We start from the raw sequence: 14,804 nt of genomic DNA, 5'->3' as shown, positions 1-14,804 counted from the left end.
GAGAATCCGAGAGATGAATGGGCGTCTTTATAGCTTGACGGTCGACAGTGATCAAATTACGTTGTGCGTAACTGGATTACGATAAAAACAACTTCTGCACAGAGGAAGATCCATGGACCTCGAATACCTGTCGGGTTTCGGCAACGAATTCGCCAGCGAAGCCTTGCCTGGCGCGCTGCCGGTCGGCCAGAACTCGCCGCAAAAAGCCCCCTACGGGCTCTACACCGAACTGTTTTCCGGCACTGCCTTCACCATGGCGCGTAGCGAAGCCCGGCGCACCTGGCTGTACCGCATCCAGCCGTCCGCCAATCACCCGGCGTTCGTCAAACTTGCGCGGCAATTGGCCGGTGGCCCGCTGGGGGCGGTGACGCCCAACCGCCTGCGCTGGAACCCGCTGGATATTCCGAGTGAACCCACGGACTTTATCGATGGACTGGTCGGCATGGTTGCCAACTCGGGGTCGGAAAAACCTTCGGGCATCAGCATTTATAACTACCGCGCCAATCGTTCCATGGAGCGCGTGTTCTTCAACGCCGACGGCGAGTTGCTGATCGTGCCGGAGCAGGGCCGCTTGCGCATCGCCACCGAACTGGGCGTGCTGGATGTCGAGCCGCTGGAAATCGTGGTGCTGCCCCGTGGCCTCAAGTTCCGTGTCGAACTGCTGGACGCGCAAGCCCGCGGCTACGTCGCTGAAAACCATGGCGCCCCGCTGCGCCTGCCTGACCTGGGGCCGATTGGCAGCAACGGCCTGGCTAACCCGCGCGATTTCCTCACGCCCGTCGCCCGTTACGAAGACCTCAAGCAACCGACCACGCTGGTACAGAAATTCCTCGGCGAACTGTGGGCCTGCGAGCTGGATCACTCACCGCTCAACGTGGTCGCCTGGCACGGTAATAACGTGCCGTACAAATACGACCTGCGTCGCTTCAACACCATTGGCACGGTGAGTTTTGACCATCCGGATCCGTCGATCTTCACCGTGCTGACCTCGCCCACCAGCGTGCACGGCCTGGCCAACCTCGACTTCGTGATCTTCCCGCCGCGCTGGATGGTGGCCGAGAACACCTTCCGGCCGCCGTGGTTCCATCGCAACCTCATGAACGAATACATGGGCCTGATCCAGGGCGCCTACGATGCCAAGGCCGAAGGCTTCCTGCCGGGCGGCGCGTCGCTGCACAGTTGTATGAGCGCCCACGGCCCGGATGGCGAAACTTGCACCAAGGCCATCAACGTGGACCTGGCGCCGCACAAGATCGATAACACCATGGCCTTCATGTTCGAGACCAGCCAAGTGCTGCGTCCGACCCAGTTCGCCCTGGAGTGCCCCCAACTGCAACCTGCTTACGACGCGTGCTGGGCCTCGCTGCCCGCCACCTTCAACCCGAACCGGAGATAACCCATGACTCAACCAACGCAGACCCGCAGCTGGGTGGCCTCGGCCAATGGTCACGCGGATTTCCCCCTGCAAAACCTGCCCCTGGGCGTGTTCAGTATCAACGGCTCGGCCCCGCGCAGTGGCGTGGCGATTGGCGACATGATCCTCGACCTGCACGCCGCGCTGGATGAGTTTGACGGTGACGCCCGGCGCGCCGTCGAAGCCACTGCGGGCGGGCAGTTGAACGCGTTTTTCGAACTGGGCCGTGGGCCTCGCGTTGCCCTGCGCCAGCGCCTGCTGGAACTGCTGGCCGAAGGCAGCAAGCTGCAAACCCGCGAGGCGCAAGTGCTGCACCGTGCCGCCGATTGCCAGATGCACCTGCCGGCCAAGATCAATGACTACACCGACTTCTACGTCGGCATCGAGCACGCGCAGAACGTCGGCAAATTGTTCCGCCCCGATAACCCGCTGTTGCCGAACTACAAGTACGTGCCGATTGGTTACCACGGCCGTGCCTCGACCATTCGTCCCTCGGGTACAGAGGTGCGACGCCCTAAGGGCCAGACCTTGCCAGCCGGTCAGTCCGAGCCGACCTTTGGCCCATGCGCGCGCCTGGACTATGAGTTGGAGCTGGGCATCTGGATCGGCCAGGGCAATGCCATGGGCGATGCGATTGCCATTGGTGATGCCGCCGAGCATATCGCCGGTTTCTGCCTGCTCAACGACTGGTCGGCGCGGGATATCCAGGCCTGGGAGTACCAGCCGCTGGGGCCGTTCTTGTCGAAAAGCTTTATCACCAGCATCTCGCCGTGGGTGGTGACTGCCGAAGCCTTGGAGCCTTTCCGCAAAGCCCAGCCGCCGCGCCCTGAAGGTGATCCGCAACCGCTGCCTTACCTGTTGGATAAGCGTGATCAGAACGCGGGCGCCTTTGATATCGAACTGCAAGTGCTGCTCACCACGGCCTCGATGCGTGAGCAAAACCTGCCCGCCCATCGCCTGACCCTGAGCAACACCGAGCATATGTACTGGACCGTGGCGCAAATGGTGGCGCACCACAGCGTCAATGGCTGCCAGTTGCAGGCGGGTGACCTGTTTGGTTCGGGCACGTTGTCTGGCCCGCAGCCGGGGCAGTTCGGCAGCCTGTTGGAAATTACCGAAGGCGGCAAGAAGCCGATTGAATTGGCCTCCGGCGAGGTACGTAAATTCCTTGAAGACGGCGACGAAATCATTCTGCGTGCCCGTTGCAGCCGCGAGGGCTTTGCCTCCATCGGCTTCGGCGAATGCCGCGGTACCGTGGTCGCGGCGCGCTGAGAGGGCAGGGCCATGGAACTCTATACTTACTACCGTTCCACCGCGTCGTATCGAGTACGTATTGCCCTGGCCCTCAAAGGCCTGGATTTCACCGCGCTGCCGGTCAACCTGCTGGTGCCGGCAGGCGGCGCCAACCGCCAGCCTGAATACCTGGCGATCAACCCCCAAGGGCGCGTGCCGGCATTGCGTACTGATGAAGGGGCGTTGCTGATCCAGTCACAGGCGATCATTGAGTACCTGGAAGAGCGTTATCCACAGGTGCCGATGTTCTCCAGGGATTTGGTCGCCAGGGCTCATGAGCGGGCGGTGGCGTCGATCATCGCCTGTGATATCCACCCGTTGCATAACTCCAGCACCCAGAACTTGCTGCGCAAGTGGGGGCACGATGAGGCGCAATTGCTGGAGTGGATCGGGCACTGGATCAGCCAGGGCCTGGGCGCGGTGGAGCAGTTGATTGGCGACACCGGGTTTTGCTTTGGTGAGCAGCCGGGCTTGGCCGATGCGTTTCTGATCCCGCAGTTGTATGCGGCCGAGCGCTTCAAGGTGCCCTTGGCGGCATACCCACGCATTGGGCGGGTGGCGGCGTTGGCGGCCCAACATCCAGCCTTCATGCAGGCCCACCCCGCCAATCAACCTGACACCCCCTGAACCCCCTGTAATGATCGTTCCTACGCTCAGCGTGGGAACGCCTCATGTGGCGCTCTGCGTCACGGCTCTAAAAACGGACGCGGAGCGTCCAGGGCTGTATTCCCACGCAGAGCGTGGGAACAATCATAAAAAAACAGGTACCTTGCGATGCACAATCAGATTGCCAGCTTTCGTGCGGCACTCGACGCCCGTCCGGTGTCGCGCTACCAATGGTTGATTCTCCTGCTGCTGGCACTGTTACTGGTCACCGATGGCTATGACGCCCAGGTGCTGGGCTATGTAGTGCCGGCGCTGGCCCAGGATTGGGGCCTGGAAAAGTCCGCGTTTGGCCCCGTGTTCAGCGCCAACCTGCTGGGCCTCACCCTGGGCTCGCTGTTGGTGACACCGCTGGCGGATCGGTTCGGCGTGCGACGTATCCTGCTGGCATGCGTGCTGATCTACGCCAGCCTCACGGTATTGATGGTGTTCGCCAATTCCCTGACCACGTTGATGGCGGCGCGGTTTATCTGCGGCATTGGCATGGGCGGCGCGATGCCCAGTGCCATGGCATTGATGTCTGAATACTCGCCGCCGCGGATGCGCACCTTGATGGTGACCCTGGCGGCCTGCGGCTTCTCGTTCGGCGGCGCAGCAGGCGGCTTTGTGGCGGCCGGGTTTATCGATGGTTTTGGTTGGCAGGCGGTGTTCCTGGCGGGTGGTGTGACGCCGCTGCTGCTGTTCCCGTTCCTGGTGTGGCTGTTGCCCGAATCCTTGCCACGCCTGTTGCGCGATGCACCGCCGTATCTGCGTTTGCGCAAAGTCACGGCGCGGATGCTGCCCGATTGGCAACCGCCACCGGCGACCGAAGCTGAAAACTTGCAGGAACAGGGCAGCAAACTGACGGTGGTGGAGCTGTTTCGCAACGGCTACGCACGCCCGACGCTGCTGATCTGGGCGACCTTTTTTGTCAGCCTGATCCTGCTGTATTTCATGATCAGTTGGTTGCCGTCGCTATTGCTCGAAAGCGGCCTGGCGTTGAACGAAGCCAACCTGGTCACCTCCATGTTCCTGTTCGCTGGCACCTTGGGCGCCATCCTCATGGCCTGGTTTGCCGACCGTCTGAAAAGCAAAGTGCGGTTGCTGTCGGGCGTGCTGGCGGCGGCAGCGCTGTGCACCATCCTGCTGGGCTTGAACCACGACAACCCACGCTACCTGGTGGCCTGCGTGTTTGCAGCAGGGTTCTGCATCATCGGCGGGCAACTGACCCTCAATGCCTTCGCGAGCAACTTCTACCCGGCGCAGGTGCGCGCCACCGGCACGGGCTGGGCGTTGGGTGTGGGGCGGTTCGGGTCAATTCTGGGGCCGCTGTTTGGCAGCCTGTTGTTGGCGATGCATATACCGGTCGAGCAGATTTTCTTCTTCTGCGCGATTCCGGCGGTGATTGCAGCGTTGTTGATTATTCAAGTGCGGGCGCCTTCACTGTAGGAGCGAGCTTGCTCGCGAAGGCCGCAAGGACAGCGCGTTAAACCAGGATGCCTGCGTTATCGTTCACGTTCTTCGCGAGCAAGCTCGCTCCTACAGGGGTCAGTGCACCACTGAGTTGGGCGGCAGGTGCCCCAGCCGCTCGGTCAGGCGCAGGCGCTGAATCGGGTCGTCGCTGAGCAGCAGGGCGTGTTCCAGGTCGAAGCGTTCGGCGCTGGGGCAGTCCAGGCGTTGATACAGGCTGGCCCGCGCCAGGTAGTCGGAGGCGCTGGCGTTGCCCAGTTCCAGTACCCGCTCGGCATCCATCAGGGCGGCCAGTGGCTCGTCGTTGGCAAGGTAGAGTTGGCGCAGGTTGCGCGACAGCCGTTGCAGGATGGCCCGTGGCTCGGCGGTCAGCAGGTGATCGGCCTGCAATTTCAGCTTCGCCCCGTACTGGCGCGCCAGCAACTCGCGACAGTCGTTGGGGTACAGGCGCCGGCCGCCGCAAGGGTCCAACAGGTGGTCGGCTCCCGGTACCCGCAGCAGGAAGTGCCCAGGGAAGTTCACGCCGACCAGGGGGATATCCAGGCGCCGTGCCATCTCCAGTGCGATCAGGCCCATGGCCAAGGGTTGCCCGCGTTTGCGTTGCAGCACTTTGTCCAGCAGCGCGGCGGCGGGGCGCAACGGCGTGTGGTCATCCTGGGCAAACCCCAGGTCATTCATGCGCCGCAGCAGCGGCTGGCCGAGTTCATCCGCCGGTAACAGGGGCATGCCCAGGCTGACCTGTTGTTGTAGCGCGCCAAGGTCGTGCAGGATCAACGCCGGCTGCACGCTGGTGTCATGCTCGGCAGCAATCCACAGCGCGGCCTCAAACAGCGCGGGGGGTGAACGGTCCAGGCAGGCGAAAAAGGCGGTGCGGGGATTCATTGAGTTCTCCGGCATATGCCCCCGTTTTAGCCTTGCTGCGAATTTTCGTCCAGCATCTTGAGAGATATCCCACGCTCTTATGTCGTAGATCCCACGAAAACGCGCGGCTTATTCCAGCGCAATCCAGCAGTTTTCTGCCGCAAGCCTATACTTGGCCCACTACCAGAAGTGATTCGGGAGCCCATTGATGTTTGCGCTCATGCACAGCACCCGCCTTGAATCGCTGCACCTGAGCGTTGATCCGGTGACCGGCTTGAAGGCGATCATCGCCATCCACAACAGTCGCCTGGGCCCAGCGTTGGGTGGCTGTCGTTACCTGGCTTACCCTAACGACGAAACCGCCGTGGCCGATGCCGCGCGCCTGGCGCAAGGCATGAGCTACAAAGCCGCGCTGGCCGGGCTGTCGGTGGGCGGCGGCACGGCGGTGATCATCCGCCCCGTGCACGTGGAAAGCCGTGCGGCGCTGTTCGAGGCGTTTGGCCGTTGTGTGGAAAAACTCGACGGCCGCTTCATCACCTCGATCGACAGCGGTACCTCGGTCGCCGACATGGACTGCATCGCCCAGAACACCCGCTTTGTCACCAGCACCACCGCCGCCGGCGACCCTGCGCCCCATGCCGCCATGGGGGTGTTCGCCGGTATCCGCACCACCGCCATGGCGCGCCTGGGCAGCGACAACCTCGAGGGCCTGCGCGTGGCGGTGCAGGGCCTTGGCAACGTCGGTTATGCCCTGGCCGAACAACTACACGCCGCCGGTGCTGAGCTGCTGGTCAGCGACATCGACCACGGCAAGGTGCAACTGGCCATGGAGCAACTGGGTGCCCACCCGATTGCCAACGACGCCTTGCTCAGCACGCCCTGCGACATCCTCGCACCGTGCGGCGTCGGCGCCGTATTCAACCGTAACAGCGTCGGCCAGTTGCGTTGCGCCGCCGTGGCGGGTTCGGCCAGCGCTCAACTGACCAACCTGGACATCGCCGACCAATTGGAAGGCCGCGGCATCCTCTACGCACCGGACTATGTGATCAACTCTGGCGGGCTGATCTACGTCGCCCTCAAACACGCCGGTACCGACCTGCCAGGCATCACCGCGCACCTGTCGAACATCGGCAGCCGCCTGACCGAAATCTTTGCCCACGCCCAAGCCGAAAAACGCTCCCCCGCGCGGGTGGCCGATGAACTGGCCGAACGCTTGCTGTACAAATAGGCCAGGCATTAAAAAGGCCCTGAATCCATGATTCAGGGCCTGTTCAATTCGGGCTTTACTCCGCCGCCGGGTTCAGCAACTCGGACAATGCGTCCGGTTGGCTCTTGAACGCCTTGGCAAAGACATCGCGGTTCTTCGCCATATAGATCCCGGCTTCTTCCACCTGCTGCTCGCTCAACGACGGCACGGCTTTTTGCAACACCTCTGCCAGCAACTCAGCGAGTTCAAGCATCTTGTCATGACGGTCAGCTTCGGCTTTATCCATGAACAAACGCTCCAGATCTCGGCTGCTGCGGTATACCACTTCGACGGCCATTCACCACCTCACATGCCTTCACGATAGTTGTCTTTTGCGACTACTGTATTTATATACAGCGAAAAGGATAAGCCAAACGTCGGGGTTTGGGTAGTAGGTTTTTAATGTAGTTGGGAAATAGGGGGCTGAACCGGAAATTTCGCACGGCACGCTGAGGTCGATGGTCGATCGTTCCCACGCTCCGCGTGAGGATGCATCCCGTGACGCTCCGCGTCACCCACGAGCAGGTCTGAGGGACGCGGAGCGTCCCAGGCGGCGTTCCCACGCGGAGCGTGGGAACGATCGGGCTGTGGCGAGGGCTCGGATTTCTGTGCCTCATGCCACCGAGCCATCATCTCATGGCAGTGCTGGCCTTTTTTCTGCATGCAGAACAACCGTCACGTCCACCCCGCATTATCCGGTCGAGCCGACCTAAGGAAGCATCATCGTGAAAATCAATTGGGCCGAAAGGCTGCGTCAGCAAGTACACGGGCTGGCCGAGTCGCTGGGTAATCTGTTTGTCGAGTCGTTCCATTACCTGGCGCTGTTCGCCATTGGTGCGGTGACCGCCTGGGCGGCGGTGATGGAATTTCTGGGGATGCTGGAGAACGGCCATATCAAGATCGATGACATCTTGCTGCTGTTCATCTACCTGGAATTGGGTGCCATGGTCGGGATTTACTTCAAGACCAACCACATGCCGGTGCGCTTCCTGATCTACGTGGCGATCACTGCGCTCACGCGTTTGCTGATCTCCAACGTGTCGCACCACAACCCGCCGGACGTGGGCATCATCTACCTGTGCGGCGGCATTTTGCTGTTGGCGTTTGCAATCCTGGTGGTGCGCTACGCATCGTCGGCCTTCCCTTCGGTGAAGGTCGAAAGCCCGCGTCGCAAGGGCGAGGCGAGCCTGGAGACCGAGAAGGGCGAGCTTTAAAGCCCGACGCTGAAGGGCAGGGTACGGGCGGGCGGTCGCTGCAGGAGTTTGTGGCTGTCGCCGTCCGTCATCAGCTCCAGGATTTCTACAGCGCTATGGCCTTGCTCGATGGCAATGCCGAACTGGATGCTTTGCACCAGGCGCCTGAGGCGCTGCGGGTCGTTGCGTTGTTCGGCGCTGATCATGCGCTTGGCCACCACGCCAGTCTCGTCAGACAGGGTGAGCATGATGCTGCCGTCCAGCCGTTGGATGCTCAGGTTGACGCGGTATTGGGGGCTGAACGTGTCGGTGATGATCTGAAAAGGATTGTCCATGGTGCGTTACCGCCTGATAAGAACATGCAGTCATTGACGGCCGGTGTCGGGATTAGTTCGCATTGCCTGACCACTGGCCAAATTCCGTTTTCCTCAAAAGTTCTACAGCAAAGGACGTGCCGTACAGCGATTTACCCGACATAGATATTCAAATGTGGGAGCGGGCTTGCCCGCGATTGCGGTGTATCAGCCAACAAATACTTGGCTGAAGGACTGCAATCGCGAGCAAGCCCGCTCCCACATTTTTTGTGCTGTTTTTGGAGATCAGTGAGCTAATTCAGGGCATCACGGAAAAAACGATCGCAGACAGCGCAATCAGCCCGATCACCACCACAAATACATTGGATGCCTGGCCTGAATACTGGCGCAAAGATGGCACTCGGCGGATGGCGTACATCGGCATCAGGAACAGCAGGCACGCGATGATCGGTCCGCCCATGGTTTCGATCATGCCCAGGATGCTCGGGTTGAAGGTGGCCACGGCCCAGCAGGTCAGCACCATGAACAACGCGGTGCAGCGTTCCAGCCATTTGGACGACATCGAACGGTTGCGCCCACGCAGGGATTTGACGATCAGCCCCTGGAAGCCTTCGCTGGCACCAATGTAGTGACCCAGGAAGGACTTGGTAATCGCCACCAGCGCGATCAACGGTGCGGCGTAGGCAATCACCGGCGTCTGGAAGTGGTTGGCCAGGTACGACAGGATCGAGATGTTCTGCGCCTTGGCAGCGGCCAGGTCAGCCGGTGACAGCGCCAGCACGCAGCTAAAGCAGAAGAACATCACGGTCAGCACCATCATGCCGTGGGCGGTGGCCAGGATGCCGCTGCTTTTGCGCTCGGCCTGGGCGCCGTAGACGCGCTTCTGGTCCACGGCAAAGGCGGAGATGATCGGCGAATGGTTGAACGAGAACACCATCACCGGGATCGCCAGCCACAGCGTTTTGAAGAACAGCGGCAGCGGCATGCCTTCGCTGGCCGAGGCGAAGAACGCGCCGTTCCAGTTGGGAATCAGGCTGAATGCCAGCAGCAGCAAGGCGGCAACGAAGGGGTACACCAGCACGCTCATGGCCTTGACGATCACGCCCTGGCCACAGCGCACAATGGCCATCAGGCCGAGGATCAGCACCAGCGACAGAATCGCCCGTGGCGGCGGCGCCATGTGCAATTGGTGCTCCATGAAACTGCCCAGGGTGTTGGTCAGCGCCACGCTGTACACCAGCAGGATCGGGAAGATCGCAAAGAAATACAGCAGGGTGATCAGCTTGCCGGCGCCGACACCAAAGTGTTCCTCGACCACTTCGGTGATGTCGCCGGATTTGCCCGACACCACAAAGCGCGTCAGTCCACGGTGGGCGAAGAAGGTCATCGGAAAGGCCAGCAGCGCCAGCACGATCAGCGGCCAGAAACCACCGACGCCGGCATTGATCGGCAGGAACAGGGTGCCCGCGCCGATGGCGGTGCCGTAGAGGCCGAGCATCCAGGTGGTGTCGTGTTTGGTCCAACCGGTGGTTACTGTGTTTTCTCTGACATCGGGATTTTCGGCAGCAGGTGTACGTACATCAGTCATCGGTATTGCCTCGTTATTATTTTTGCGCGGGCTCACGTTGGGGCGGGTAGCAGTGCTCCGATCAGCACTCCACCCAGCTGACCGCCAGGCCGCCCCGTGAAGTTTCTTTGTATTTGTCATGCATGTCGGCGCCGGTATCGCGCATGGTGCGGATGACCCGGTCGAGGGAGATGAAGTGTTTGCCGTCGCCGCGCAGGGCCATCTGCGTGGCGTTGATCGCCTTGACCGCCGCAATGGCATTGCGCTCGATGCACGGCACCTGCACCAGGCCACCGACCGGGTCGCAGGTCAGGCCGAGGTTGTGTTCCAGGCCGATTTCGGCGGCGTTTTCCAGTTGCTCCGGGGTGGCGCCGAGGATATCGGCCAGGCCTGCGGCGGCCATGGCACAGGCCGAGCCCACTTCGCCCTGGCAGCCGACTTCGGCGCCGGAGATGGAGGCGTTTTTCTTGCAGAGGATGCCGACGGCAGCGGCGGCCAGGAAGAAATTGACCACGTCATCGTCAGACGCGTCGGCGTTGAATTTCATGTAGTAATGCAGCACTGCCGGGATAATTCCGGCCGCGCCATTGGTCGGGGCGGTGACCATGCGCCCGCCAGCGGCGTTTTCTTCGTTGACGGCGAGGGCGAACAGGTTGACCCATTCCATCGCCGACAAAGTCGAGGTGATCACGTTGGGCTTACCGATTTCCAACAGGTTGCGATGCAACTTCGCGGCGCGACGGGGCACATCCAGGCCACCGGGCAGGATGCCTTCATCGCGCAGGCCCTGTTCCACGCACTCGCGCATCACCGACCAGATATGCAGCAGGCCGCTGCGGATCTCTTCATCGCTGCGCCACGCCCGTTCGTTGGCCATCATCAGCTCGGATACCCGCAGGCCGTGCTTGTTGCACAAGGCCAGCAGTTCTACGGCGCTGGAAAAGTCGTAGGGCAATTGCACGTCGCTGGTCGGCGCAATGCCTGACGCAGCTTCGGCGGCTTCGATGATGAAACCACCGCCCACCGAGTAATAGGTTTGTTCGCTCAGCAGGCCGCTGTCGCCATAGGCGTGCAAGGACATGGCGTTGGGGTGGTACGGCAGGCTTTCGTCCAGCAGCAGCAAGTCGGTGTGCCAGTTGAAAGCAATTGCCTGAGAGCCCGCCAGCAGCAATTGGCCGGACTCGCGCAGTTGCTGGATACGCGCATTGATCGAGGTGGGGTCGACGCGATCTGGCCATTCACCCATCAAGCCCATGACACAGGCGCGGTCGGTGGCATGGCCGACACCGGTAGCGGACAGCGAGCCATACAGGCGCACTTCGACGCGACGGGTTTGGCTGAGCAAATGCAGGTCGGTCAGGGCTTGGGCGAATGTCGCGGCGGCGCGCATCGGGCCGACGGTGTGGGAACTGGAAGGGCCGATGCCCACCTTGAATAGATCGAAAACACTGATAGCCATGCTAAAGCCTTACAAGCAATGGAGTAGAAATCGCTGCCATGTTTTGTAGAGCAGGCGGAATTGGCGCGATACTGAGCCTCTGGATCAGTACTGACCAACGAATTATCCTAAGACACCCTTTAGCAGGACTAAACGCTATGACTCGCCCCCTCCATGGCCAGACCTATGTCTGGCTGCATGTGTTTTCCTGCGCTGCGCGGCATCTATCGTTCACCCGCTGCGCCGAGGAACTGCACATCACGCCGGGAGCGGTGAGCCAACAAATTCGCCAGCTAGAAGAGCGCCTGGGCTTTCGACTGTTTCATCGGCGTGCGCGAGGCGTTGAACTCAGCGCCGAGGGGCAGCGCCTGGCGGCCGTGGTGGGTGAGGCTTATGGCAGCATTGATGCCGAACTGCAGCGCCTGGACGCCGGGATGATCAGCGGCACCTTGCGCCTGCGTTCTATCCCCTCATTTCTGGGCAAGTGGCTGACCCCGCGTCTGCCACGTTTTCAGCAGCGCTTTCCGGACATTCAACTGCGCATGGTCGCCGAAGACAGCAGCATCGCCCTGCATGAAGGCGACTTCGACCTGGCCATCGACCTCAACGACGGCAGCTACCCTGGCTTGTTATCCACAGCCCTGTTGGACGAACAGATATTCCCGGTGTGCGCCCCCAGCCTGTTGCGTGGCCGCCCACCCTTGCATGGCCCGGCGGACCTGGCCCATTTCCCGCTGCTGCACGACATCACGGCCTGGCGTGGGAGTTATGAATATGCCGAATGGGAGTTTTACCTCAATGCCATCGGCTACCACGGTGCCGACGTACGGCGCGGGCACACCTTCAACCGCAATCATCTGACTATCGAAGCCGCCATCGCCGGCATGGGCGTGGCGATTGCGCGGCGCACCTTGCTGAACGATGAGCTGGAGCGCGGCACCTTGATCGTGCCGTTCGGCCTGGCCGTGCCCAACCATAAACGCTACGTGCTGCTGTATGCGCCGGGCGCGTTGAACCATCCGGGCGTGCGTGCGGTGCATGACTGGCTGGTGGAGGAGGCGAGGATTTTTCGCAGCTTGCACCCGTTGGGAGAGGGGCAATTGTGAGGAAAACAGAAAGTAAGAAGTTGTAACTAACTCCCCACCCTACCAGCGTTTTTGCTCGTCGTCAGGGTTAATTTGTAATGTAGGATTTATCTTTGCAAAGGGGTTGAAATGTTTCAGCAGGTGCTCAATTGTGTAATCAAGAGGTCATGGTTTCACCACCCCGGTGTTGCAGTTTGTGACCTCTGGCGAGCTAGCTGAAATAAGGGAAGAACTATGCAAATCCAAGTCAATAGCGATAACCATATTGAAAGCAGCATCCGACTGGAGGAGTGGGTACGTACTACAATTGAGAGCACGCTCGAACGCTACGAAGAAGACCTGACCCGTGTAGAGGTCTACCTGCGAGACGAGAACGGCGACAAGCCCGGCCCTCACGATTTGAGTTGCCGCCTGGAAGCACGGCCAAAGGGCCATCAACCAGTTTCCGTGTGCCATAAAGCCGATACGCTGGAGCAAGCGATCGATGGCGCCGCAGTCAAGCTCGACCACGCACTGGAACATCTGTTTGGCAAACTGCAAGGCAAGCCGCGCGCTGCCGGTAAAAACCAGCCAATCAACAAAGTGAACGAAGACGCTTTGGAAGAGGAATTCCTGGAAAACGAAAACGCTGCCATTAACGGCTGATTTTTCCACTCCCCCAATGAAAACGGGCCTGCACATGCAGGCCCGTTTTTCGTTCAGCGCTCGCGCCGGAAGAAATGCCGGCTCAGCAGCGCCAGCCCGCAGGCGCCCAACCCCGCAAACAGCATGGCCCAGCCGGCGCCGCTGCGCAGTGCTGTTTGCGCATCCAGAATGGTCAGCCCCGGCGCATCCAACTTGCCGGCGGCAATATGCTGGCTGAGGCTTGCCCACTCCATTGCCGTGCTGTCAGGCAGCACATGGGCCAGGTTGTGGCTGATCCCTAACAACAACACAAGGCCCATCAGCGCGATATTGAGCGCCAGGGTGATCAGCCGTGCGCTGAAGTCGATGCCCGAGGCCATGCCTGCGCGGTCATTCGAGACGGAGCCGGTGGTGGTGTTGGTGGTCGGCGAATTGGTCAACGCCAGTCCGATACCGGCGATCACGCAACTGAGCAGCACCAGCGCCGTGCTGGGTTGTTCGGCGTAATTAACGGCGGCCATTCCCATGAACCCTGCGCCCATTACCCCCAGGCCCAGGGGAATGATGCGTTCGGCGCCAAAGCGTAGGGCCAGGCGTTCGGCCAGCGGCGGTACCAGCAAAGTCGGCAAGGTGTAGGCGAGCAAGGCGGCGCCGGTGGTCAGCGTGTCGTAACCCAGGCCCGCCTGGAAGTACAACGGCAGGTAAATCATGAACGGCCAGAAACTGAAGTTCATGCCGATCGAGCCCATCAACGCGCCATTGAAGCGTTGGATGCGGAACACCGAGAAGTCGAACATCGGATGGGCGCTGCGCCGCTCAAGCAAGATAAACAGCAGCAGCCCGAAGACCGCCAGGCCGGCCCAGCCGAGCATCGCCGGGGCGCCAAAGCCGATTTCGCTGCCCTGGGTGATGAAATAAACCAGCGCAAACACCGTGAGTGTCATGGTCAGCATGCCGGCGATGTCGAGGCGATGGTTGGCCGGGTCGCGGGATTCCTGCACGCTGATGTGCAACAACGCCAAGGTGAACAGGGTCAGCGGTACATGCACCAGGAACACCCAGCGCCAGTCCGCCACGGCCAGGATCAAGGCTCCCACCATCGGTCCGAAACCCAGGCCCACGCCAGCGATCACGCCCCATATCGCAAAGGCCCGCGCACGCGCCGCCGGTTCGCGGAACTGATGGGACAAGATCGCAAATTGGCAAATCATCATGGCCCCGGCGCCAATGCCCTGGACGAAACGCGCCGCGATCAGTGTCGGCGCATCGTTGGCCAAGCCACAGGCCAGCGAGGCCAGGGCGAATACCCACAGACACACCACCAGCACACGCCGACGACCGAAGCGATCCGCCAAGGTCCCCGCCGCCATCAGCACGCTGGTGCAGGCCAGGGTGTAGGCATTCATGATCCATTGGGCGTCTTGAAAGCCCGTGCCCAGTTCCTGTTCCAGCGTCGGCAGGATGACCGGCACGCTGGAGATTTCCAGGCCGAACATCAGGGCCACCAGGCAGACGGCGGTGAGGGCCAGGCCGTTCCTGGCGGTGCGCGGGGGAGTGAGGGCCGAGAGTGCGGCGGCGCGGGGCATACGACATTCCTTTCGAAAGCGGGAGGGGCTATTCTCTCGGGAATCAGGTTCTTTATTAGCGATAATTTTTC

The 14,804-nt window shown here is 61.2% G+C and carries 14 protein-coding genes; 8 read left to right on the top strand and 6 right to left on the bottom strand.

Going from position 1 to position 14,804, the window contains the following annotated elements; all coding sequences use genetic code 11:
- Window positions 1–112: 112 nt before the first annotated feature.
- The 4 genes from hmgA to FXO12_RS12490 all read left to right on the top strand — a co-directional run bounded on the left by hmgA (window position 113) and on the right by FXO12_RS12490 (window position 4,798).
- Window positions 113–1,396: a homogentisate 1,2-dioxygenase gene (gene hmgA, locus FXO12_RS12505; protein ID WP_054897734.1), complete on the top strand. Its 1,284-nt coding sequence runs from the start codon at window positions 113–115 to the stop codon at window positions 1,394–1,396.
- A 3-nt stretch (window positions 1,397–1,399) separates the two neighbouring features.
- Window positions 1,400–2,686, top strand: a complete 1,287-nt coding sequence (gene fahA, locus FXO12_RS12500; protein WP_054921080.1) for a fumarylacetoacetase — start codon at window positions 1,400–1,402, stop codon at window positions 2,684–2,686.
- 12 nt (window positions 2,687–2,698) lie between these two features.
- Entirely contained in the window at window positions 2,699–3,334 is a 636-nt protein-coding gene (gene maiA / locus FXO12_RS12495) for a maleylacetoacetate isomerase (RefSeq protein WP_057976137.1), read from the top strand.
- Between the two features lie 147 nt (window positions 3,335–3,481).
- Window positions 3,482–4,798: an aromatic acid/H+ symport family MFS transporter gene (locus FXO12_RS12490; protein WP_057976134.1), complete on the top strand. Its 1,317-nt coding sequence runs from the start codon at window positions 3,482–3,484 to the stop codon at window positions 4,796–4,798.
- A 99-nt stretch (window positions 4,799–4,897) separates the two neighbouring features.
- Here the strand turns inward: FXO12_RS12490 and FXO12_RS12485 are convergent, their stop codons facing one another.
- Window positions 4,898–5,701 carry a SirB1 family protein gene (locus tag FXO12_RS12485; RefSeq protein ID WP_057976132.1) on the bottom strand — a complete coding sequence of 268 codons (804 nt, stop codon included), beginning with the start codon at window positions 5,699–5,701 and terminating at the stop codon, window positions 4,898–4,900.
- A 187-nt stretch (window positions 5,702–5,888) separates the two neighbouring features.
- Here FXO12_RS12485 and FXO12_RS12480 point away from each other — a divergent pair, with 187 nt between their 5' ends.
- Window positions 5,889–6,908, top strand: coding sequence for a Glu/Leu/Phe/Val dehydrogenase dimerization domain-containing protein (locus FXO12_RS12480; protein ID WP_054897738.1), 1,020 nt, complete (start codon window positions 5,889–5,891; stop codon window positions 6,906–6,908).
- A gap of 55 nt (window positions 6,909–6,963) precedes the next feature.
- Here FXO12_RS12480 and FXO12_RS12475 read toward each other — a convergent pair whose 3' ends face one another.
- The gene (locus FXO12_RS12475; RefSeq protein ID WP_003188807.1) at window positions 6,964–7,224 is read right to left on the bottom strand and encodes a YebG family protein; all 261 of its coding nucleotides are present in this window, start codon (window positions 7,222–7,224) and stop codon (window positions 6,964–6,966) included.
- 427 nt (window positions 7,225–7,651) lie between these two features.
- Here FXO12_RS12475 and FXO12_RS12470 point away from each other — a divergent pair, with 427 nt between their 5' ends.
- Window positions 7,652–8,140 carry a phosphate-starvation-inducible protein PsiE gene (locus tag FXO12_RS12470; protein WP_003188808.1) on the top strand — a complete coding sequence of 163 codons (489 nt, stop codon included), beginning with the start codon at window positions 7,652–7,654 and terminating at the stop codon, window positions 8,138–8,140.
- On the opposite strand, the gene FXO12_RS12465 is transcribed toward FXO12_RS12470, so the two are convergent.
- The 3 genes from FXO12_RS12465 to FXO12_RS12455 all read right to left on the bottom strand — a co-directional run bounded on the left by FXO12_RS12465 (window position 8,137) and on the right by FXO12_RS12455 (window position 11,459).
- Window positions 8,137–8,454: a DUF3509 domain-containing protein gene (locus FXO12_RS12465; RefSeq protein WP_034128674.1), complete on the bottom strand. Its 318-nt coding sequence runs from the start codon at window positions 8,452–8,454 to the stop codon at window positions 8,137–8,139. The two genes, FXO12_RS12470 and FXO12_RS12465, sit on opposite strands and share 4 nt — an antisense overlap.
- A 277-nt stretch (window positions 8,455–8,731) precedes the next feature.
- Entirely contained in the window at window positions 8,732–10,021 is a 1,290-nt protein-coding gene (locus tag FXO12_RS12460; protein ID WP_057976130.1) for a serine/threonine transporter, read from the bottom strand.
- Between the two features lie 61 nt (window positions 10,022–10,082).
- Window positions 10,083–11,459, bottom strand: coding sequence for an L-serine ammonia-lyase (locus FXO12_RS12455; protein WP_034128672.1), 1,377 nt, complete (start codon window positions 11,457–11,459; stop codon window positions 10,083–10,085).
- Between the two features lie 137 nt (window positions 11,460–11,596).
- On the opposite strand from FXO12_RS12455, the gene FXO12_RS12450 reads away from it, so the two are divergent.
- Together FXO12_RS12450 and FXO12_RS12445 are read left to right on the top strand one after the other, a co-directional pair.
- Window positions 11,597–12,544, top strand: coding sequence for a LysR substrate-binding domain-containing protein (locus tag FXO12_RS12450; RefSeq protein ID WP_057976127.1), 948 nt, complete (start codon window positions 11,597–11,599; stop codon window positions 12,542–12,544).
- A 213-nt stretch (window positions 12,545–12,757) separates the two neighbouring features.
- Entirely contained in the window at window positions 12,758–13,168 is a 411-nt protein-coding gene (locus tag FXO12_RS12445) for an HPF/RaiA family ribosome-associated protein (protein ID WP_003188815.1), read from the top strand.
- Window positions 13,169–13,221: 53 nt separating this feature from the next.
- On the opposite strand, the gene FXO12_RS12440 is transcribed toward FXO12_RS12445, so the two are convergent.
- On the bottom strand, window positions 13,222–14,733 hold the full coding sequence (locus FXO12_RS12440) for an MFS transporter (RefSeq protein ID WP_057976125.1): 1,512 nt from the start codon (window positions 14,731–14,733) through the stop codon (window positions 13,222–13,224).
- Between the last annotated feature and the right edge of the window lie 71 nt (window positions 14,734–14,804).

Source organism: Pseudomonas sp. J380 (genome assembly GCF_009827115.1).
GTDB classification, from domain to species: domain Bacteria; phylum Pseudomonadota; class Gammaproteobacteria; order Pseudomonadales; family Pseudomonadaceae; genus Aquipseudomonas; species Aquipseudomonas paracarnis.
The sequence above is the reverse complement of the archived record's forward strand: the minus strand, read 5'-3'. Positions and strand labels throughout refer to the sequence as shown.